Origin of the sequence: Pseudonocardia yunnanensis, from assembly GCF_039534065.1 — a bacterium.
GTDB lineage: Bacteria > Actinomycetota > Actinomycetes > Mycobacteriales > Pseudonocardiaceae > Pseudonocardia > Pseudonocardia yunnanensis.
Genome location: NZ_BAAAUS010000026.1, coordinates 47,432 through 68,631 on the forward strand (window position 1 = coordinate 47,432; position 21,200 = coordinate 68,631).

Below are 21,200 nucleotides of genomic sequence, written 5' to 3' on the forward strand. Positions count from 1 at the left end.
GATGCGGATACCGCGCTCGGGGCAGCGCGGCCGACCGAACGCGGAGGCCAAGCCGCGGACGATGCGGCGCGACGCTATCCACGGGAGTTGAACCCGAAGTGACCGTAGATCAACAGATCGTCTCTTCCGGGCACAGGGAGCCGGCGTTCCGCCGGCGGACTTCGGGGCCGATGTTCGAACGGCCACGCGAGCGCACCTCGACGTGCACCGGTGGTGGAGCACCCGCGTGGTGATCGGCTCCGACGCAGGAATCGCCCCGGTCAGCCGCACGATGTGCTGCCGGTCGGCGTGGAGCAGATGATCTACGCCGGGTTCACGCCGCTCGAGTCCATGGCGTCGGCGACAAGCGTGACGGAGGAGGAAGCCAACGATGCGGGGCCGCGTAGCGACGGCCGGCCGAAACCTCAAGCTTGATCTTCGTGACACGCGGAAGATGCTTCGCATTTCACCCATGTGGGTTAGATGCCGCGGTGACTTCACTCCGACGCAATGCTTGCCGCGCTGTTGCGGCAATTACTGTCGCGGGCGTTGCCGGGCTGGCCGTGTTGGTCGCGCCTGCTTCCGCGGCACCAAGTCCCGGGCCAGTCATCGCCGAGGTCTATGGCGGTGGTGGCAACTCCGGCACGACCCTGACCAGGGACTTCATCGAACTGGCGACGGCAGGCACCACCCCCGCCAGCGTCGCCGACATGAGCGTGCAGTACCTGCCGGGCTCGCCCAGCGCGAGCAGCCGCTGGCAGGCCACACCACTGTCCGGTTCGGTGAACCCCGGCGGGCGTCTCCTTGTCGCCGAGGCGGCGGGAGGCGGAGGCACGGTCGAGCTGCCCACCCCCGATGTGACCGGGTCGATCAATATGTCCGCCACGACCGGCACGGTGGCGCTCGTCAACGGGACAACCCCGTTGACCTGCGTGACCGCCGCTGACTGCGCAGCCGACTCGCGGATCATCGACCTCGTCGGCTACGGCAGCGCGGTGGTGCGGGAAACCAACCCGGCGCCGGCGCCGAGCGCCACCACGTCGGTCTTCCGCACCACATCGGTCGACACCGACGACAACGCGGCCGACTTCGTCGCGGGTCCGCCCACTCCCCAGAACGCCGCCGGCGGGGAGGCCGGCGGCCCGAGCGAAGCGACCGACGCGCGCATCCGCGATGTGCAAGGCACGACCCGGACATCGCCGCTGGTCGGCAAGTCCGTGCGGGTGCCCGGCGTCGTCACCGCCACGAGGGGATTCGGCTCCTCACGCGGGTTCTGGATACAGGACCCTCAACCTGACAACGACCCCCGCACAAGCGAGGGCCTTTTGGTGTTCACCGGTTCCGTGACGCCGACGGTCGCGGTCGGCGATGCCGTCACCGTCACCGGCACCGTGGCCGAGTACCGCCCCGAGTCGGGCTACCAGACGACCACCGAACTCACCGGCGCCACGTGGACCACCGAGTCAGGCGGCCACGAGCTGCCCGAACCGGTGGTGATCACCGAGAACACGGTGCCCGGCGAGTACGTCCCGCAGCCGGGCGGCAGCATCGAATCCCTGCCGCTGGAGCCCTCGAGGTACGCATTGGACTTCTGGGAGGCCCACGAAGGCGAGCTGGTCAGCGTCGCCGACGTGCGCGCCGTCAGCGGCACCACGGACTTCGACGAGGTGTTCGTGACCACCAAACCGAACGAGCACCCCAGCGCACGCGGTGGCTCGGTATATCTCGGCTATGACCAGACCAACACCGGCATCGTCAAGGTCCAGTCGCTGATCCCGTTCTCGCAGCGGCCGTTCCCGCAGGCCAACACGGGTGACGTCCTCACCGGCATCACCTCGGGCCCGGTCGAGTACAGCCAGTTCGGCGGTTACACCATCCAGGCCTCGGTCCTCGGCGAGCTCAAGGACAACGGCCTCGCGCCTGAGGTCACCCGCAAGCGGAACGGTGGCGAGCTCGCAGTGGCCACCTACAACGTGGAGAACCTGTCAGCCGCCGACGACCAGGCGAAGTTCGACGGGCTGGCGCGCGGCATCACCGACCACCTCGGCTCACCGGACATCGTGACGCTGGAGGAGATCCAGGACGACAACGGCCCGACCGGCACGAACGACGGCGTGGTCGCGGCCGACCAGACGCTGAAGCGCTTCGTCGACGCGATCGTCGCTGCGGGCGGGCCGCGCTACGAATGGCGGCAGATCAACCCGCAGGACATGACCGACGGTGGTGAGCCGGGTGGCAACATCCGGGTCGGCTTCCTGTTCGACCCGAAGCGGGTGTCGTTCGTGGACCGTCCCGGTGGCGACGCCACGACCGCGGTCGACGTGGTTATGGACGAGAAGGGCAAGAACCCGCACCTGTCGATCTCACCCGGCAGGGTCGACCCGACCAACCCGGCATGGCAGACCAGCCGCAAGCCGCTGGCCGGCGAGTTCGTCTTCCACGGAAAGACGGTGTTCATCGTCGCGAACCACTTCGCCTCGAAGGGCGGCGACCAACCGACGCACGGCATCAACCAGCCACCGGACCGCAGCTCCGAGGCGCAGCGTGTGCAACAGGCCACCGTCCTGCGTGGCTTCATCGACAAGCTGCTCGCGGCCGATCCGAACGCCGGGCTCGTGGTGGCCGGCGACCTCAACGACTACCAGTTCTCCCCGACACTGCAGATCCTCACCCAAGGCGACGCGCTGACGGCGTTGATGAACACCCTGCCGGAAAACGAGCGCTACAGCTACGTATTCGACGGCAACTCGCAGGTGCTGGACCACATCCTGGTTTCGAAGGCAGTGAAGAAGGTCGACTACGACGTGGTGCACATCAATTCCGAGTTTGCCCAACGGTCAAGCGACCACGACCCGCAGATCGTGCTGTTCAAGAACTAGCAAGAGATGAGTTGGTTACCCAAGGCCACCTTGGTTGCGATGAACGCGACCAAGGTGGCCCTGAATGCTTACGCCGGGTGAACAGGACTGGGATGCCGAGGACGGGGGTGCGGCTGCGCTCGGTCCATGGCCGTACCGTCCGAGTCGGACTGTTTGGGCTGCAGCCTGACTACCTCATGACCCCTTGGACAGTGCCCCGATGTAACCATCCTCACTATATGTAACAGATTTGAAGACATCTAGGTTTTGCGCACTCGGCAATTTACGGGTCGGATTCCGGACACTCGGGAGCAAGATCGCAGCATCAGTGTCTCGAGGCGCATCCCCCGAGCCTGGAGAGTCCCCCGAGTTATGTCCACATTGTCCCGCAGAAACTTCCTCGGCACAGCCGCGACCGTCGCTGGTGCGGCCGCCATCGGTGCCGCGCTCCCCGGCGTGAGTGCCGCCGCGACTCCCACGAAGAACAAGCCCGCGCCGGCCGGTCAGAAGCACGGCGACATACGCGACATCAAGCACGTCGTCGTGATCATGCAGGAGAACCGCAGCTTCGACCACTACTTCGGCGCCCTCAAGGGCGTGCGAGGGTTCGGTGACCAGTCGACGATCCAGCTGCCGGGCGGCAAGTCCGTCTGGGAGCAGCCGAAGTCGCCTACGGCAGGGGCCGAGACTCAGTACCCGTGGCGGCTGAGCGGGGCGAAGTCCTGGAGCGGCACGACTCCACCGAGCGCCGAGCTCGGCGCCGCCAACTACGGTGGCACCAGCCACGGTTGGGCCGACCAGCACGGCGCCTGGTACGGCGGCCTCATGAACGGCTGGTATTCCGCCAAGGGCGGCCCGACCACCCTTGGCTACCTGGACCGCAAGGACCTTCCCTTCCACTACGCCCTCGCGGACGCCTACACCGTCGGTGACGCCTACCACTGCTCCGTGCTCAGCGCGACCGGGCCGAACCGCACCTTCCTGTGGAGCGGGACGATCAACGCCGACAAGAAGCACGGCAGCTTCACTGCCAACGACGGCGGCGACGAGCGCGGCAAGTTCCTGCCCTGGGAGTCCTACGGCGAGACGCTCCAGAAGGCCGGCGTCAGCTGGCGGGTCTACCAGTGCGCCGACGACTACGGCGACAACGGCCTGGAGTACTTCGGCACCTTCGCCAAGCTCGACCCCACTCAGGGCGGCAAGGCCGCTCCGGGCGACGTCTTCTACGAGAACGGCGTCAAGAACGTCCCCGAGCCGGTCACCGGACTCGCGGGCAACGCCGACAACATCAACGCCGCGATTCGCGCCGACGTGCTCAACGGCACGCTGCCGCAGGTCAGCTGGATCGTCAACAACCAGTTCTTCTCCGAGCACCCGGTCACGGCCCCGAGCAACGGCGCGTACTTCCTGCGCGGCGTCCTGGCGGCCCTCAACGCTGACCCGGACGTCTTCAACTCGACCCTGGTGATCGTCAACTACGACGAGAACGACGGCCAGTTCGACCACGTGCCGCCGCCCATGCCGGCGCCGGGCGAGGCGGACGAGTTCGTCTCCGGCACGCTCGCCTCGTCCGGGGTCACCGAACCCCTCCCGGTCGGCCTCGGATTCCGTGTGCCGCTGGTGCTCATCTCGCCCTGGACCCGCGGCGGTTGGGTGACCTCCGAGGTGTCCGACCACACGTCGATCATCCAGTTCATCGAGAAGTGGACCACCGGGCTCGGTACGCCGGCCGTCTGTCCCAACATCAGCGACTGGCGCCGCAAGGTTTGCGGTGACCTCACCGGCGCCTTCGACTTCGCTTCGCCGGTCTACGGTCTGCCCGACCTGCCGGCCACCGGGGAGCTCATCCCCGAGACGAAGTACACCCCGCTGCCGGGCGACAACAAGATGCCCACCCAGGAGAAGGGCACCAAGTCGGCCCGCCCGCTGCCGTACCAGCCCAACGCCAACCTGACCGGGTTCGCCGACGGCGTGGTGAAGCTGCAGTTCAGCAACGATGCCCCGTTCGTCACCAAGGCGAGTCACTTCGCCGTCTACAACAATCGGGGTGGCTTCCCGACGCTGGCGCAGTACCCGGCCAAGTTCCCGGGCCAGTACACCGTCGCCGCCAAGAAGACGGCCACCGGCACCGGCCCCATCGGGTCCGCCGGCGGCGACACCGCGTACGACCTGACCATCACCGGCCCGAACCGGTTCCTGCGCCGCTTCATCGGCGACATCGCCACCGCCGGCAAGGACCTCGTCGTCGAGGCGAGCTACTACGACGGCAAGTCGACCGCACGCCCCAAGCTGAAGCTGTGGTTGTTCAACAACGGCGCCTCGCCCGTGGAGTTCACCATCACGTCCAACCGCTACACCTCCGGCGCACCGCAGAAGGTGAAGGTTGCCGCGCACAGCAAGGAAGCGTGGGCGGTCAGCCCGCTGGGGACCAGCGGCGGCTGGTACGACGTAACCGTCACGGTCGACAGCGACCACGCCTGGTCGCAGCGGTTCGTCGGCCACCTGGAGACCGGCGAGGCCAGCGTTACCGGCTGAGCCGCCCGGCATTCGACGGTCGGCCCTCGTATAGCGACCCATGAGGTACTGACAGTCGGTGGCGGCTTGAACGACGGGAGGGCCTCCAGGCGGAGTGGGGGTGTCTGACGCACCCACTCGGCCCGGGAGGCCCTCCGTGAATCTCAAGTGGCCGCCGGTTGGCAATCCTCAGACTCTCGGAGGTGCGTTTGAGCTGGTGACTGGGCCGATCAGAGCTTGTCCACCGCGTGCTTGACCAGCACACCGACCCGGTCCTTATCAGCGGTCGCGGGACCGCTCACCGCCAACATCACCGGTGTGCCGCTGACGATCTTCACGGCCGAGAACGTCGAGGCCCCGTCCTGGCCGGCGTAGTAGACGGCACCATCACCGATTCCACTGACCCGCTCGGCGCCGGCGTTCTTATCCAGAACTGCCTTGATCATCTGGTCAGGGGTGACCTTGTTGCCCTCGAACACCGAGATGACCAGCGCCGCCGCCTCTTCGCCGCCTACCGTGTAGGCACAGACATAGGCCTGACCTCCGTTAGCGAGCTTCTGCGGCGGTACCTCCGTTCCGGTAGCCCCGGAGACCGAGAACGCCTCGTCGACTTCGCTGGTCTCCACAAGCGGACATGCCACCGTGATTTCAGCCGCAGTCCGCTGGGCGCTCGGGCTCGCCTGGCTGCTCGCGCTCGAAGTGGGCTGCGTGGTCGCCTGCGTGACCGCCCCGGAGGATGCGGCGGAGTCCCTCCCCGAACATGCCGACATCAACGGCAACGCAGCTGCCACGGCCACCAGTGCGGCCCAGCGGATGGAAGGCCTGACACTCTTCAACACGGATACATTCACCACTATCGGTCAGTTCGGTCGTAGAACTCCAGCAACGTACGCCTCCCGATCCACTCGCCATTCCACCGGTTCGGCCGCGGCAGCGTTGGTGGCGGATCTGGTCGGGCGGTTCGGGATTGTCGCGGCGATGCGGCATCGGCGCAGGTAGGCGCGGTAGCCGTAGGCCTTGTCGGCCAGGATTCGCCGCCCCATCAAGTGTCGCTACCGGCCGTGCGCACGAGTTCGATCCACCAAGTCGTGACAAAGCTCATGATCGCGTAACGCTGCTGGGTTCTCGCGGCCGCATGACGACAATTGTCCACAGTTGATCACCGCTACCGATGTGTGGTCGACAGCGACAACGCATCGACCTCGTGAAGGCAGCAAGCCACAACCGGATAGCGAGGAACCGGCTACCTGGCGAGCACGCGCGTCAGCAGGCTAAGGGCGACTTCACCTCCTCCGCCTGTCATCCCTTCTGGAGAAAACGACGAAGGCAAAGAGCGCCGCTTGAGAACCGCCAAAAGCGCGGAAACAGGCATCAGACAGAAAGAGCTTTACCGAGTTACCGAAGCCATGGACGTACTGTCGCTGGGCCGCAGCGTCATATTTGAGCTCCTGTGGGGCGGACGGCTTCGATCGATGCGCGAAGGATGGACACGCCTGATCCCGGCATCCTCAATCATCCGCGATCAGCATGACCGGATGGCGCGTTGCGGCTGCGCTCGCATTCAGCAGAGGCCCCGCGCTCGACCGGCTCTCCGACATGTCATTCACGAGCCCGAAGTCTGCAACTCCAGACTGCTTCTGCAACCTTCGACGAAGAAATGTCGCTCCGCCGACGCGAAAACGTCCATCCCGGAGATGCGAGACGTGGCAACTGTCACAATAGATGGCGGCATCCTCGCATGCTCTGCAAAGAATAACCCTGCAGATTCACTCTGCACGATGCTCGAATTGCATCCGGACCAACGGAGTGATCGTGGATTCGATGGACAAACGTGGCTGACCGATCACCAGTAGCGAAAGAAAGGCAACTCATCCCCACGAAACCAAGGCTTCGCCGGTGCGACGCTCCAGCTGTCGGTTCTGCGCTTGACCGACATTTCGGGTAACACGTGTTTCGGTAGTCGACGAGGGATTGGCGACGTGCGGAGGTTCGGGAGTTGTGGACAAACACAGTAGACGTAGTTTCATCGGAATTGCCGGTGGTGCCGTGGCCGTCGTCTACGGGGGAACGCAGCTGCTGAGTAGTGACGTCGGCGAGGCGTCGTCGGGCCAGGCGTCGCGTCTGACGGGGGGCTCGGCCCCGCTGCGGGGGCCGTCGGGGCCGCAGGTCTCCCGGTTGACTCCCTTCCTGGACCCGCTGCGGATCCCGCCGACGCTGAAGCCCTCGGCTGGTGCGACGACCGAGATCAGGCTGGTCGCGGCGAAGGTGCGGCTGCACTCGCAGTTGCCACCGACTCCGATGTGGACCTACGAGGGGCACTATCCCGGTCCGACGATCGAGGTGCGGCGCGGTCAGCGGGTGCGTATCGCGTGGCGCAACGAGCTCAGTGGTGCCTTTCCGGCGAAGGGTGTGTTCGTGCAGCCGTCGGGGCCGCCGCCGGGTATCGCGGCCACCAACTCGCCGGGTGCGCAGGGGGCGCCGGCCCGAGCCGAGCTGGCCGGGCTGACGCCGTGGACGTCGGTGCATGTGCACGGTGGGCCCCAGCACGCCGCGGCTGACGGGCTGGCCGACTCCGGGGTCACGCCCGGGGATGCGCAGCTGTGCGAGTATCCCAACGAGATGGGGGCGGCCCACCTCTTCTATCACGATCACGCCATGCCGATCACGGCAGTGAACGTGACGGCGGGGCTGATCGGCAACTACATCATCCGTGACTCGGGCGAGGAGCGGGTGGGCCTGCCCAGTGGTGCGTACGAGATCCCGCTGATGCTCGCGGACATCAACTTCGACACCGACTCCTCGGGCCGGATCAACGGTCAGATCCTGATCAAGCGTGTCCAGCTGGCTCCCGCCATGTCCGGGGCCATGCCGTTTGCCATCTCGACCACAGGTCCGTTCACCATGGTCAACGGTGTGGTGTGGCCGTACCTCGATGTGCAGGCACGGCCCTACCGCTTCCGGATGGTGAACGCCGCGGTTTCGCGAGCCTACCTGCTGGCCCTCATCGACGAGGAGACCGGCAGGACGGTCACCGACGCCATGCAGGTGATCGGCACCGACGGCGGGCTGCTGGACAGAGCCCGCACGGTCGAGGACGTGCTGACGGTCACCGCGGCGGAACGGGTCGACGTCGTGATCGACTTCGCAAGATTTCCGAACAAGAAGCTCAGGCTCGTCAACACCGGCGCCCTGTCGCCCGACACCGGTAACCCGCACCCCGAGGTCATGCAGTTCCGGGTCGGCGACGCCGGTCGGAACGGCTCGACCTACCGGCTGCCGAAGAAGCTCAGCGACTTCCGGCGGATCAGCGCCGCGGACGTGCCGAAGGATGCCGTCGAGCGCTTCGTGTTGATCGCGTTCAACCCGGCGGGCATGCCGAAGCTGATGGAGCTCGTGGACGCGGGTCCCCGCGGAAGGAAGACGGGCGCGGGCATCGTCCAGATCGCGCTGCCCGGCGGGACGAGGACCTTCCGCATCGCAGCCGAGAGCTTCGAGGAGACCGCCAACTTCTACGCCGCCGCGGGGAGCTGGGAGAAATGGACCTTCCTCAACGTCGATCCCGCCAAGCGGCAGATCGTGCACCCCATGCACATCCATGTTCTGAACTTCCAGCTGATCGAACGGCGGGCCCTCGATCCCAGCGGGTTCGACGTCGAGCTCGGTGGCACGACCACGCCGATCTCGTTCGGCGCGCGCCGGCCGATCGCTGTCTCCGAGTCGGGCTGGAAGGACACCGTCGGTGTGCCGGTGAACGAGATGGTCACGGTCGCCGGCCAGTTCGACGAGAAAACCGGACGGTACGTCTACCACTGCCACATCCTCGACCACGAGGACGAAGGGATGATGAGACCGCTCGTCCTCATGCCGCCGGCGGTGCTGACCGTTCAGAACATGATGATGACAATGATGAACGAGGATTGACCGCGGCACCCGGAGCGGCACCAGGCGTTGACGGTGGCGCGGTCGGGCACAGCGAGCTCGGCGGGTAGCGCCGCGGCGAGCTCGGGGATCATCAGGCCTCACATGCTGTCGGTTGCCGTGGTGGTGGCGACGATCGGTAGGTGGTCGATCAGCACGACCGCCGTATTGTCCCGCGTCAGTCGCCCGGTGCACGTGGTGTCGCTCATGGTTCCTCCGGAAACAGTTGATTCATGGCGCGGGTGTCGATCTCTGCGGTGGGGTTTCTCGACCGCAGAACGCTCGAGCGGGTGTTCCGACGGCACTCCGAAATGACCCCTGATCCGATCTTTGACACTCCGGATCCGCTCGTGCAACCTCGAGGAATAAATGTCTCCAACCTGACGAGAAAACGTCCACCCCGAGATTGCCCAGCGTGCTCAACTGGGGTTACTTGTCAAGTCATAACCGATCAGGAGGCGTGATGCACAACGTAGAAACCGTCGAATCCGGACAGACCTTCGCGCAGGCCCTTAGGGCGTTCGAGGCGGCGTGGGTCGACCCCCGTCACACGGCGATCGAACTGCCGCCAGTCGATGTCAACAAGGTTTTGGCCGACCGCTACGCCGTCGAGCCGGCCGTGCACATGACCCGCCGGCACCTCTGGGACATGGAGGTCCGCAAGGCCTGGGACCCGCTGACCTACATCCCCTACGTGGTGAGCGAGGGCAAGTCATGGGCGAGCATCCCACTGCCCGGCAACGGCCGCCGGCACCTTCGCTCGTCGATTCAAAAGGCGTGGGTCAGCGATGACCGCGGCCGCGTGCTCGAGGAGGTCGTCACCGACATCGACGGACAGCGGATCATCTTCCTCGGCCACGCCGAACTGCCCGGGCCGGACGGCACGGCTTTACACGCCGACCACCACCAGCCACTGTTCCACGTCGAGCACGCCGTCGGCGGCACCGAGGACGCCCCGACCAATCGCTGGCGCATTCTCGTCCTCACCGACGAGCCCGAGGACCGGTATCGCGAGCCTTTCGACGCAATGGTCGAGGCGGGTTGGCTGCCGGGCTTCATCGAGATCTACATCGAACGTGATCTCGGCGCCGTCCTGCGGCGACGCTGACCCGGCGGCGGGTCGGGGTACCCACCGCACCGGCGAGCGGCCTGCAGGTTGACCGGAAGTGTCAGCCATTCACCAATGTCCTGCGCCTGAATGAGTCACACGATCGAAGCCGTGCTCGCGACCGCGTCTCGGGGGGTACCGCGGTCGAGCAGGAATCCGTTGCCGGAGTTGGCTGCCACACCGGCACGGCGACTACGGGTAACGGTCGCGGCTCACTTTGCTGTCGTCGGGCGAGGTCTGGGTGGCCTCTGAACGCAAGCCCCTTGTGGTGTCGATCAGGGTGGCACTTCATGCAGTAACGGAGAGACCGGAACGGGAAGTGATAGCCGGATGACAAAGTTCCGTTGATGGTCGGGGCGAAAATTATGTCTCGCCTTTTGTTGTGGGCCCGGCTTTTGACCGGGCTGTGCACTCCGTCATGACCCTGGCAAGAACGAACCAGATCGAGAGGATTCACCGTGAAGACCCTCCTTCGAGGTGGCCTAGTCCTGTCCTCCTCCACGCCGCAGCCGCTCAGCGAGCAAGACCTCCTCATCGACGAAGCGACGATCGTCGACCTCGGTGAGCCTGGAACCTTCGACGGGATACCGGTCGACCGGACTCTGGACGTGTCCGACTGCCTGGTGATGCCCGGCCTGGTCAACACCCATCAGCATGAGTGGTACCTACTGGGCAGGGGCCTCGGCGACGACAAACTCCTGGAGAAGTGGATCTGGGAGACCATGTTTCCGCTCAAAGCCCAGCTGACACCCGACGACTTCCGGGTCGCCAGCGAACTCGCGGCGCTGGACATGATTCGCGGCGGGACGACGACGTGCGTGAACCACCTCGTCGCCGAGACGACCCCTGCGGAGGAGGAGGCGATCCTGTCGCCGGTGCTGGCCAGCGGCATGCGGCAGTACTTCGCCAAGACCGTTCGCCCCGGCGACGTCAAGGACGACTTCGAGAGCGCCCGGTCGTGTCACGCGACGTGGGACGGCGCCGGCAACGGCCGGATCAAGGTCGGCGTCGTGCTGGAAGCGACGTCGCACTGGGTGGTAGCGGGCCAGACGACTGAGGAGATGCTCATCAGCGGGCACGCGCTGGCCGAGGAGCTCGACACGTTCATCACCTCCCACATCGCCGGCGGCACGATGTCGCGCGAGGACGGCTACCTGAAGTTCGTGCTGGAGACCGGCCGTACCGACATCGAGTTCCTGCACGGGCTCGGGATCCTCGACCGGCGCTGGATCTTGGCGCACACGATCCACAACCGGGATCGCGACCTCACGCTCATCGCGGAGTCCGGCGCCACCGTATCCCACACGCCCAGCTCCGAGGCTGCCCGCGGCGGTGGCGTCGCCCCCGTCCGGGCCATGCTGGAACGGGGAATCCGAGTCGCGCTCGGCACCGACGGCCCGATGGTCGACCACACCAACGACATGCTCGAGCAGCTGAAGTGGACGCGGCTGCTGCAGAACCAGGTTCACGGCGTGCCCTCGAGCATCGCCATCGACACGCTGCTGGCGATGGGCACCTCCCACGGCGCCGAAGCCGTCAACGCGGCCGACACGTTCGGCCGGATCGCCCCGGGCCTGCGAGCCGACATCGCGATGTTCGACATCAACACGGTGCACGCCGGGGTCACGCACAACCGCCTCAGCACGCTTGTGCACGCCATGCGCTCCAGCGACGCCAAGCACGTCATGGTCGACGGCGAGCTGCTGATCCTCGACGGTCGCTACACCCGTGCCGACGAGATGCACGTCACCGACCTGATCAAGCGCGCCGGGAAGCACGCCCGCGAGCTGGGCAAGCGTGCGGGCCTGCTCGACTGATCGCTCCCGATCCCGCCGACCCGAGCTCATCGCCCGCAGCACATGCCCATCCGGTCGAGGCAGACAAGTTGCCGGAAGGGGAACCAGGCTGTCGACCGGGTCTGTTGCTGTCACCGCCTGCTGTCAACGTTCGTTTGCATCATCGCGGAGAGACACTTCCTCCCTGACGGCTGGAGGAGCAGACCCGGAGTGGCAATGCTGGCGGCGCCAGTCGCCGGGCGTCATCCCGTACTGCCGCCGGAACGCCCGCTCGAACGTCCTGCGTTCGACGAACCCCACCACAGACGCGATGTCAGGCGTCGCGAGCCGGGCACACCGCGGATCGGACAGCATCACCTGTGCCGCGAGCAGCCGTTGCTCGCGCAGGTACGCACCGGGCGTGGTCCCGATCCGTTCGAACAGGGTGTACACGTGGCTGACCGACACGTTGTGCCGCCGCGCCAGCTCCTCGACCCGCAGGCACGGGTCGGCCGAGTGTGCGCGGACGTACCTGCGCATCATGTCGAGCAGCACCCTCGAGCCATCGCAACCCGGTACCGAAGGGACAACGCCCCGCAGCGCCATGGCGAGCAGGTCGATCGCGGCGCGCCCGGCGTCGAGCCGCTGCGGAGCGGTGAGGCCGCCGGCGACCTCGAACAACTGCCCGAGGTAAGCGGCCAACATCTGCATAGCCGGGGCTGCGGGATCCATCCTGCGGGCACAGGCCTCGGTGATCTCGACATCACGCAGCAGGAGCTGCTCGCGCGAGAAACGCAGGGTCAGCCACCGGGTCTCGGTCTGCGAGACCCATTTGGAGGGACTACTCGCCTCGATCAGAATCCCCGAACCGGCCGCCAGCTCGACGAAACGGTCGCGCTGGACCATGCGGCCCCGGCCGGCCACCTGTACGGCGAAGAGCATCCGACTGCCGTCCGGCGTCCTCGCCGCCATACGGTCTGTCCGGACCGCCGACATCGGCCCTCCCCAGTGCGACCGCGAAAGTGTCAGGCCCTTGTCCAGCTCATGCAATGCCACCCGCCCGCAGAAGCCGGGACCCATCCGAGAGATCGCCGGTATGAAGAACTTATCGACGATGTCCGAGGACTCCTCACCGGAAAACTCGCGTATCTGCACGCGCCCGAGGTTGGCGCGTAGCTTTACGTGTCTCAATTATTCACTCCGATATGTGTGGACAGCGACATCGGAAGATGCCGGCGAGAGATTATTTCGATCAGCTCACCGAACGCCCTTCAGGTCCGCACTCGTCACTGGGCAAGGCAGGGATCTGGAAGGCCACCTCGTCGGCGAGATGACGGCCGATGCGCGGCGCCACGGTGCACCACAAGCCTCAGATCTGTCCTCGTCAGCGGACAATAACCCGCGAGGGGCATCTCGTTCGGCTCCCAGGGCAAGCCTGTAGATGCAGGAACGGTCATGACACCGTTGCGACGATTGATGGAGACCAATCTCTTCGACGGTGGGCAAAATGTCCCTGCCCGAGGATCTCGACCAGGATGGTGACAGAGAGTGGACCACCGTGCTGGAGACCTTCACCCCTCCGATGGTCTCCCGCCGGCACGCCGTTGGCCACGGTGGTCGCTCCCCGCTCGGCTGTGGCCCGTCGCGCCGTATATCTCGAATCTCGCCACAGTCCGCTCCCACTGAGCGGCACCACCACCTTCCCAGCCGTCTGCACCGAACTGGCGCTGCGAATCACTCGCGGGCCAGTAATCGTGATGGTGGCCTGGATAATGATCCGGATTGCGGCCTCACTCCGCGGGCACTCCGGCGACGTATTCCCTGTTCCCGTCCAGCTGACTCACTTTCCGGATGCCGTCCATACAGGCGAGTGTGCGGACGACAGCCTTTCGCGCCCATTGCGTGACCACCAGGATTGAGGCGATGCAAACCCGAGGTCAGATGTAGGGCGAACCCCACAGACAACCCCTACTGGCCTCCGTACGGGAGCGGCAGCCGGCGGATGGGAAGCCGAAGTCGGCGCCTGCCTCAGACGGCGCTGCACCGTCGGGGGATCGCGTTCACCAGCCCCGAGCGCAGCGACCAGATCGCCCGCCGCCGTGCCAAGGGCTCCCGCGGTGGTCGTAAACCCGCCCTCGACCAGGCCACCTACACAGGCCGCAACATGGTCGAAGATCAGGGCGCGAGGTAACCGCCGTCGACGACGAGTGAGGTGCCGGTGACGTAGCTGGCCTCGTCGCTGGCGAGGAACAACGCCGCGTACGCGGTCTCGATCGGCACGCCCGGTCGCTTGAGCACGGTGCCCGCGATGAGCGCCGCATTGATCTCGGGGGCCTGGTGCTCGTTCATCGGCGAGAGGATGTAGCCGGGGTGGAGGGAGTTGCAGCGCACCCCGTCCTGGCCGTGCGTGGCCGCGACGTTTTTGCTGACGTTGAGGATCGCACCCTTGGCGGCCTGATACGCGAACGAGTTGGGCACGCCGGCCAGGCCCCAGATGGACGAGACGTTGATGATCGAGCCGGCCTGCTGCTGGATCATGTGCGGCAGCACCTCGCGCATGCCGAGGAAGATGCTCTTCAGGTCGATATCGAGCACCCGGTCGTACTGCTCGTCCGTCGTCTCGAGGATCGGCTCGTACTCGCACACCGCAGCGTTGTTGATCAGGATGTCGATACGTCCGTGCTGAGCCACGATGTCGGCCACGACGGACTTCCACTGATCGGGCTGCGTGACATCCATCTTCACGAAGGTGACCTTGCTGTCCTCGGCGTCGGCAGCGTCCAGGACGTCGCCCGACACGACGGCCATCGCACCCTCGCGCATGAACAACTCGGCCATCTCACGGCCCTGGCCGCGGGCTGCGCCGGTGATGAGCGCGACCTTGTCCTTCAGACGATCCACCATCGGATTCCGCTCCTAGCTCGAGGTCGTGGGTCAGGACTTGTCGTCGGGCAGCGCCACCCCGCCGCGTCGATCTCCTTGGGCAGGATCGGCACCGCCGACGGCGCAGCGCGAATGCCGAGGACCGATGCCATCTCCATGATCTCGAGAATCTCCTGGGGAGTCCCGCCGTAGCCGATCGCGTTCTCGATGTGCAGCTTCAGCCCTTTCACGTACGGTCCGTCGCCGCCGCGTCGAAGGTGACGTAGATGAACTCCTTCACCTTCGCCGCCGCGGCGAGCGGTGGCGTCCGACTGTATGCTTGTCGGACAAAAATCCGCAAGCACGCAGGGGCGGGGTCCGGTGCCGGCACCTCAGCGGGAGCGATCCCGGTAGGGCCAGGCCAGACCGAGCACTCAGCCGACGCGGTGTGCCCGGCGCAATCTTCGGCGTGCTCGGGGGCGTGTCCGGCGCCGATCAAGCGGATGACCCACACGACTGGATCACCCCAGCCCGGCCCACGGGTCTGCCAAGCCCAATCGATCAGGTGTGCCCCTTGGGTACTGATGAGGAGGTTGTGAGCGCACGCCATCCACAGCAGAGGGCCGCAGCGAAGCCGCCGACACAGCCCCGTCATCAGAATCCGTCGAGCGCCAAAGGCCGCCGACGAACGCACCGAACGTCGCTCCCGGTGCTGAACTGCCGAGCAGCGGCTTGATCCCCGCCCACTGCCGTCAGTGGTGTCCCGAGGGGTCAGAGCTCCCGCCCATTGGCGCGCTGCCTGCGCCCCGGCAACCCGTACGGGTAGTCGCCGACGATCGGGGCGCTGGCCTCGTCCAGCAGTTGCGTCTCATCGTCGGACAGGTGCAGACCGGCTGCGGCGAGATTGTCGTCGAGCTGCTCGATCGTGCGGGCACCGAGGATCACCGAGGTGACCGCGGGCCGGTCCGCGGTCCAGGCCAGTGCGACCTGCGCCATCGACACCCCGCGCGACTCGGCGATCTTGCCGACCGCGTCGATGACCTGCCACGTCCGCTCCTGCGCGTTGCGCCGCGCGTAGGCCTCCATGCCCCGCTCGGGGTCGTCCCCGAGCCGGCTGGGACCCGTCGGGACCTCGTCGCGGCGGTACTTGCCGGTCAGCCACCCGCCGGCCAACGGCGACCACGGCAGGATGCCGATGTTCTCGCTCTCGCAGACGTCAGTGAGCTCGAACTCGATCTCCCGCACCAGGAGGTTGTACTGCGGCTGCAGTGTGACGATCGGGGCCAGGCCGAGAAACCCGGTGAGCATCGCGGCCTTCTGCAGCTGCCAACCGAGGAAGTTGCTCACCCCGGCGTAACGGATCTTGCCGGCCCGCACGGCGTCGTCGAAGAACCGAAGCGTCTCCTCCAGCGGTGTCAACGCATCCCACGCGTGCGCCTGGTAGAGATCGACGGAATCGACCTGCAGCCGCCGGAGACTCGCCTCCAGCGCACGGGTGAGCCCCACCCGGCTCGAGCCGACGTCATTGGGCCCCTCCCCCATCGAGAAGCGGCCCTTCGTCGCGATGACGACCTGGTCACGGACCTCCGGGCGCTTCTTCAACCAGCGCCCGATGATCTCCTCCGAGACGCCCCGGGAGTAGACGTTCGCAGTGTCGACGAAGTTGCCTCCCCGTTCCACGAACCGGTCCAGCTGCGCGTGCGACACCTCCTCGCCGCTCTCGTTGCCGAACGTCATGGTGCCCAGGCACAGGGACGACACGATCGTTCCGGTGCCGCCGAGCGTGCGATATTCCATTCCGCTGTCCTCCACGAGGGCCGCCGCTGCGGGTCGCGACCCAACCCCGCACATCCTGTCGACCGAGCCAGCCGGTGGTGGGTGATCTCGGCCACCGGCCCGCGGACCCGTCGACGACACGCAGCGGTGGCGCGGTCCGAAGTCCCGAGCCGCGACAGCGGTCCTGCACGAACAGCCCTGCTACGCCACCATCAGCGCATGCCGAAGTACCGGGTCAACGACGCCGCGGTCGACCACGCCCACCACCTCATCGACGCCCGCCGCTACGTCCTCCGAAGCCGCTGGGGAGACGTCCAACCCTCCGCCGCCGACGGCACTCGCTACCTCAAGACCCACACCTGGGACGAGTACGGCGCCTGGCATCTCGGCCTCACCGACGGCGCAGACGAGGACACCAAGCGCCGCTACGCCTTCGTCTTCGGCGACTACACGCGCATCCATCGGATGGGGATCATCTCCTGCCACTATCGAGCCGCGGAGTGGGGCCACAAGGACATCGAGCTCGCCGCCCACGAGATCCTGCAATACCTGGACAACTCCCGCAGATGACGGACACCGGTAGCACCACCCATCGACGCGAGCGTTGCTACCGGTCGATCGCTTCCAACAGGAGACGGCTCACGCGGCGTGCATCCTGGCGCCGGCAGGTCGCGACGTGGTCGATGCGTGACCATCTCGTAGCCCGGCACCACAGCAGCAGACGCTGACGCCCATCGGCGCCGTCGCCGACCCGTGCGCCGGAGCGCGCCCATCGCCGAAGCCGGCGCGGCCCCTTGGAACTCAGCGGGCCCAACGCGAGTTGACTGATTAATTACCAAAAGATGGGGAGATGATGGTCAGCCCGCTCAGCAAGATCAGCGAGTTCCTGAAGGGCCCTCAAGGGCGGAAGCTCACCGAGCAGGCCAAGCGCTACGCGCAGGACCCGCGCAATCGCGCAAAGGCCCAGCAGTTGATCAACAAGCTACGGGGTGGCAAGGGCAGCTCCGGGAAGCACTGACCGCGGGCCGTGCGCCGGTCTCCTCAAGCTGCGCCGCCGGTACTCCGCGACGCAACCCATCGGATCAACGCCTAGCGGATCGACAGCCCGGACGGCCGCTCCGTCTCGGGGATCTCGTTCCAGCCGAACACGGCACTCGGGGGTGGGAATCACCGCTGACATTTTTGACGACGCCCCGTGACCGCGGACTTCGTGGATGCGGTGACCCGGATCCCTTCCGGGGCCATCGACCCCGTGCCCGGTGCGCGGATGATCACTGCGGCGTCGGGTCGGCGGACTGAGTCTTCTCCATGAGCTGCAGCGTCATCCCGTCAGGATCGAGAAACATTCGAACGACCTGCGGGCAGCGGTGGCCCGCGCCGGGCACCCGCCGGAAGGGCGTGCCGCCGATGTGGTTCGGCGGCAGTCACGTCCGCGGCGCCGGCGCGGGCCGGAGTAGGGAGCACAGCGGCCCTGCGGTGCCAGACTGTCCACGGAGGGGAAGGGCGCCTTCCACGTCGCGCACGATTCGGAGGTGGCGATGCAGGTCGTCGTGAGAGCCCTCGACGTTCTCCGGGTGCTATCCGGTGAGCACCGGGGCCTGGCGATGGGCGAGATCTCCCAACGTGTAGAGATGCCGCTGGCCAGTACACACCGGATCCTTCGCGTCCTGGAGGGCGAGCGGTTCGTCACGAGGTCCTCGTCGAACAGGCGGTACTTCCTCGGGCCGGCGGCTCGGGAGCTTGGCCAGAGCGACCTTGCGCGTCAGTCACCGTTGGTGACCCCGCACAAGGCCGTCGCAGAGGCGAGCCGGATCACCGGGGAGACGGTTTTCCTGTCGGAGCTGTTGGGCGGCCGAGTCACCTGCCTCGCACTCGCCGAGAGCGGGCACCCGCTCCGCCTGTTCGTCCGCGTGGGACAGGAAATGCCGCTCCACGCCGCCGCTGCAGCACGAGTCCTTCTCGCCGGCCGGCCGTCGGCGGAGGCACGGGCCCTGCTGGAGGTCCGCACACCGCTCGTCGCGTTCACCGACGACACTCCGCACACCGTGGAGCAGGTCATGGACCGGCTGGGCCTGATCTCCAAGCGCGGCTACGACATCTGCAACTCCGAGCTCGATGACAACGTGTGGGCTGTCTCTGCACCGGTGCGAACCTCGACCGATGAGGTGGTGGCGTCGGTGACCTTGGCCGCCCCGATGCACCGGATGGAGACCGCTGCCGATCGCGAGGGCGCGAAGTTGGCATTGCTCAAGGCCGCAGCGTCGATGTCGGCCGACCTCGGATGGGAGCCCGCTGATGTCGACCAAGAACTCGCTGCACACTGAGCGAGGCGCCGAGCACCACCGAAACCGCTACGTCTTGCTCCATCCAGGTGAACAGCTTCAACGATCAGCTTAAACACGAATTTCCGCAACACACGGGACAGATCGTTCCTGAGGCATCCACCCCACGGCGCACCCCGCCCTGTTCGATTCCGCCCGGCGGAAGGCGTGAGGATCTCCGGGTTACAGCGCCGACGCTGACGCTCTTGACAGCGGCCCGCGCCACCCTCACCATCGTCTCTTCTCGCAGTGCGGATGGAGGGCATCCATCTCATGGAAAAGCTGCCGGTGAACTCTATAATCTGCAGGCCGGATCTGTCGGTCACCGTCGGGAATCTGCGACTGGCAAACCCGGTCAGGCCCGAGCTGGCTCCGCCGCTAGACCTGGCCGAATTGGGGCGGTTGTGAGTCGACCTCCGGGCAGAGCGGGTGCACGGCGAGCTCTACCCGTCCGAGTCGGTCATCGTGGTCGCGGTTCCGACCAGGCACCTCATCGAGGCCACGCAGGGCATCGGAGCCCAGGTCCTCGCCGAGGTTGCCATCGTCAACGATCAGTCCGACGACGGACAGGACGTCGCATCGCTATTCCGCCCGGCCGATCTCATGCCGACATACCGGAAGAAGACCGCAGATGAGTGACCGCGACCACCGCATCCTCGACATCGCCGCCGCCAGCGGCGCCCACATCACCACCGGCGTTCCGACCACCCTCGACTCCCCGGCCGTCCCGGAGGCCCTCGGTCACGCCCTCGCAGAGCAACTGCGCCAGTACCAGCCCACCGCGGTGGTGTTCTGGAGCTCCTGCGAGGCCTCCGTACTCTGCCACGTCGTCGCTCGCGAACTCGGCGTGGACTTCATCCCAGCCTATGACGACCTGGGCCGACTCAGCCTCGGCCGCCACCCGGAGAACGGCGCGACCATCGTCGCGGTCGACGTCGAGTGGGCCGACTACCCTGGCGTGCTCCCGCTGATTCGCACCGTCGCCGGTGCTGGTGGGACCGTCGTGGCGGTGGGCACCGTGCTCCACACGTCGCCCACCGATGCGGTTGCTGGGGTCCCGCTGCACGTTCTCGAGCCGGCAGGCGCGGGAGGCGCGGCGTGACCGTCACAGTCCTGACCAACCCCCGCCAGGTCCACCGACCCGGCTGCCGCGGACAACGGGGTTCGTAGACGTCATCCGTCCGGTTGGCATGGTGTTCGCCCTCAGCTTCAACGACGGCGTCAGCCACTCCCCCGACGAGCTCACCACCACCGCCGACCTCCCCGCCGGCATCGACGTGCTCCACAATGCCCTACTGCGCCTCGACGGCCGGCTCGACACCCGTCTTCTTGCGGAGTGATGATGGCCGTCTCGTACACATAAGGTGCGTTCGTGCGGCCGGCATCGTGCAAGGGCGACTGTGCAGCGGTGGCGATGTGATCGAGAACAGTTGTCTCATCCGGTCCCTTACGTCGGGTGTGGGACCGGTTTGCCGGCTCGACCGGGTTGTATCGTGTTCGGCGAGATGCCTGCGCGCCCGATACGCCAGTTGCCGGGCGTTGGATTCGCTGAAACCGAGTGCCTTAGCGATGTCCCGGAACGGACAGTCGAATGCTTCGCGCAGCACGTAAACGGCGCGTTCGACAGGGGGCAGCCTTTCGATCAATAGGTGGACCGCGAGCTCGAATTCCTCGCTGCGTTCTGCCTCTATCGCTGGATCGGCGGATGCGAAATCGCGTTCCGATAGCCGTCCGGCGACACTTACCTCGCGACGCGCGCGCGACGAAGTTGCCGCGTTGAGGGCAATCCGCGTGGTGACGGTCACGAGGAATGCGACCCGATCGCGGACCCGTGCTCGGTCCGTTCCTTGCCAGCGGATCCACACATCCTGAACGACGTCCTCGGCGTCGAAGACACCACCTAATATCCGGTAGGCGATCCCGAACAGTCGAGAACGAAGGATTTCGAAGTCAGCCGCCGCATCGGCTACTGCTGGGTCGGTCATCGCGCCGCAGGTGATCGGGCGATCCGGGCGGTCATCGCGTCACGGGTCGTACCCACGATCGAGGAGCTTGACTTCCGGTCGCGCTCGCGAACTTTGGCGGCCGG

General features: G+C 66.5%; 18 protein-coding genes. 12 read left to right on the forward strand and 6 right to left on the reverse strand.

Annotated elements, in window-relative coordinates:
• Positions 1-470: 470 nt before the first annotated feature.
• Complete coding sequence (locus ABD743_RS24630; RefSeq protein ID WP_344724566.1) at positions 471-2,858, forward strand: endonuclease/exonuclease/phosphatase family protein; 2,388 nt, start codon at positions 471-473, stop codon at positions 2,856-2,858.
• A 351-nt stretch (positions 2,859-3,209) separates the two neighbouring features.
• The gene (locus tag ABD743_RS24635; RefSeq protein ID WP_344724567.1) at positions 3,210-5,372 is read left to right on the forward strand and encodes a phosphocholine-specific phospholipase C; all 2,163 of its coding nucleotides are present in this window, start codon (positions 3,210-3,212) and stop codon (positions 5,370-5,372) included.
• A gap of 209 nt (positions 5,373-5,581) precedes the next feature.
• Here the strand turns inward: ABD743_RS24635 and ABD743_RS24640 are convergent, their stop codons facing one another.
• A complete protein-coding gene (locus ABD743_RS24640) occupies positions 5,582-5,977 on the reverse strand; it encodes a hypothetical protein (RefSeq protein ID WP_344724568.1) in 396 nt (131 codons plus the stop codon).
• A 94-nt stretch (positions 5,978-6,071) separates the two neighbouring features.
• On the opposite strand from ABD743_RS24640, the gene ABD743_RS24645 reads away from it, so the two are divergent.
• From ABD743_RS24645 to ABD743_RS24660, 4 genes are all read left to right on the forward strand, one after another.
• The gene (locus ABD743_RS24645; RefSeq protein WP_344724569.1) at positions 6,072-6,350 is read left to right on the forward strand and encodes a hypothetical protein; all 279 of its coding nucleotides are present in this window, start codon (positions 6,072-6,074) and stop codon (positions 6,348-6,350) included.
• A gap of 1,047 nt (positions 6,351-7,397) precedes the next feature.
• Positions 7,398-9,272, forward strand: a complete 1,875-nt coding sequence (locus ABD743_RS24650; protein WP_344724570.1) for a multicopper oxidase family protein — start codon at positions 7,398-7,400, stop codon at positions 9,270-9,272.
• A gap of 412 nt (positions 9,273-9,684) precedes the next feature.
• Complete coding sequence (locus tag ABD743_RS24655; RefSeq protein ID WP_344724571.1) at positions 9,685-10,377, forward strand: hypothetical protein; 693 nt, start codon at positions 9,685-9,687, stop codon at positions 10,375-10,377.
• 458 nt (positions 10,378-10,835) lie between these two features.
• The gene (locus ABD743_RS24660; protein ID WP_344724572.1) at positions 10,836-12,194 is read left to right on the forward strand and encodes an amidohydrolase family protein; all 1,359 of its coding nucleotides are present in this window, start codon (positions 10,836-10,838) and stop codon (positions 12,192-12,194) included.
• A 123-nt stretch (positions 12,195-12,317) separates the two neighbouring features.
• Here the strand turns inward: ABD743_RS24660 and ABD743_RS24665 are convergent, their stop codons facing one another.
• The 4 genes from ABD743_RS24665 to ABD743_RS24685 form a co-directional block, all read right to left on the reverse strand.
• Entirely contained in the window at positions 12,318-13,232 is a 915-nt protein-coding gene (locus tag ABD743_RS24665; RefSeq protein ID WP_344724591.1) for a helix-turn-helix domain-containing protein, read from the reverse strand.
• Between the two features lie 1,095 nt (positions 13,233-14,327).
• Positions 14,328-15,056: an SDR family NAD(P)-dependent oxidoreductase gene (locus ABD743_RS24675; protein WP_344724573.1), complete on the reverse strand. Its 729-nt coding sequence runs from the start codon at positions 15,054-15,056 to the stop codon at positions 14,328-14,330.
• Complete coding sequence (locus ABD743_RS24680) at positions 15,041-15,265, reverse strand: carboxymuconolactone decarboxylase family protein (protein ID WP_344724574.1); 225 nt, start codon at positions 15,263-15,265, stop codon at positions 15,041-15,043. The genes ABD743_RS24675 and ABD743_RS24680 overlap by 16 nt, the downstream gene beginning before the upstream one ends.
• Positions 15,266-15,785: 520 nt before the next feature.
• Positions 15,786-16,811 carry an aldo/keto reductase gene (locus ABD743_RS24685; RefSeq protein WP_344724575.1) on the reverse strand — a complete coding sequence of 342 codons (1,026 nt, stop codon included), beginning with the start codon at positions 16,809-16,811 and terminating at the stop codon, positions 15,786-15,788.
• A gap of 198 nt (positions 16,812-17,009) precedes the next feature.
• On the opposite strand from ABD743_RS24685, the gene ABD743_RS24690 reads away from it, so the two are divergent.
• From ABD743_RS24690 to ABD743_RS24715, 6 genes are all read left to right on the forward strand, one after another.
• Positions 17,010-17,360 carry a hypothetical protein gene (locus ABD743_RS24690; RefSeq protein WP_344724576.1) on the forward strand — a complete coding sequence of 117 codons (351 nt, stop codon included), beginning with the start codon at positions 17,010-17,012 and terminating at the stop codon, positions 17,358-17,360.
• Between the two features lie 280 nt (positions 17,361-17,640).
• Positions 17,641-17,808 carry a hypothetical protein gene (locus tag ABD743_RS24695; protein WP_344724577.1) on the forward strand — a complete coding sequence of 56 codons (168 nt, stop codon included), beginning with the start codon at positions 17,641-17,643 and terminating at the stop codon, positions 17,806-17,808.
• A gap of 520 nt (positions 17,809-18,328) precedes the next feature.
• On the forward strand, positions 18,329-19,114 hold the full coding sequence (locus ABD743_RS24700) for an IclR family transcriptional regulator (protein WP_344724592.1): 786 nt from the start codon (positions 18,329-18,331) through the stop codon (positions 19,112-19,114).
• 426 nt (positions 19,115-19,540) lie between these two features.
• Complete coding sequence (locus tag ABD743_RS24705) at positions 19,541-19,750, forward strand: hypothetical protein (protein ID WP_344724578.1); 210 nt, start codon at positions 19,541-19,543, stop codon at positions 19,748-19,750.
• On the forward strand, positions 19,743-20,213 hold the full coding sequence (locus ABD743_RS24710; protein WP_344724579.1) for a hypothetical protein: 471 nt from the start codon (positions 19,743-19,745) through the stop codon (positions 20,211-20,213). The genes ABD743_RS24705 and ABD743_RS24710 overlap by 8 nt, the downstream gene beginning before the upstream one ends.
• Positions 20,214-20,301: 88 nt before the next feature.
• Positions 20,302-20,451, forward strand: a complete 150-nt coding sequence (locus ABD743_RS24715; RefSeq protein ID WP_344724580.1) for a hypothetical protein — start codon at positions 20,302-20,304, stop codon at positions 20,449-20,451.
• Here the strand turns inward: ABD743_RS24715 and ABD743_RS24720 are convergent.
• Positions 20,404-21,096: a sigma-70 family RNA polymerase sigma factor gene (locus ABD743_RS24720; protein WP_344724581.1), complete on the reverse strand. Its 693-nt coding sequence runs from the start codon at positions 21,094-21,096 to the stop codon at positions 20,404-20,406. The two genes, ABD743_RS24715 and ABD743_RS24720, sit on opposite strands and share 48 nt — an antisense overlap.
• Positions 21,097-21,200: the final 104 nt, after the last annotated feature.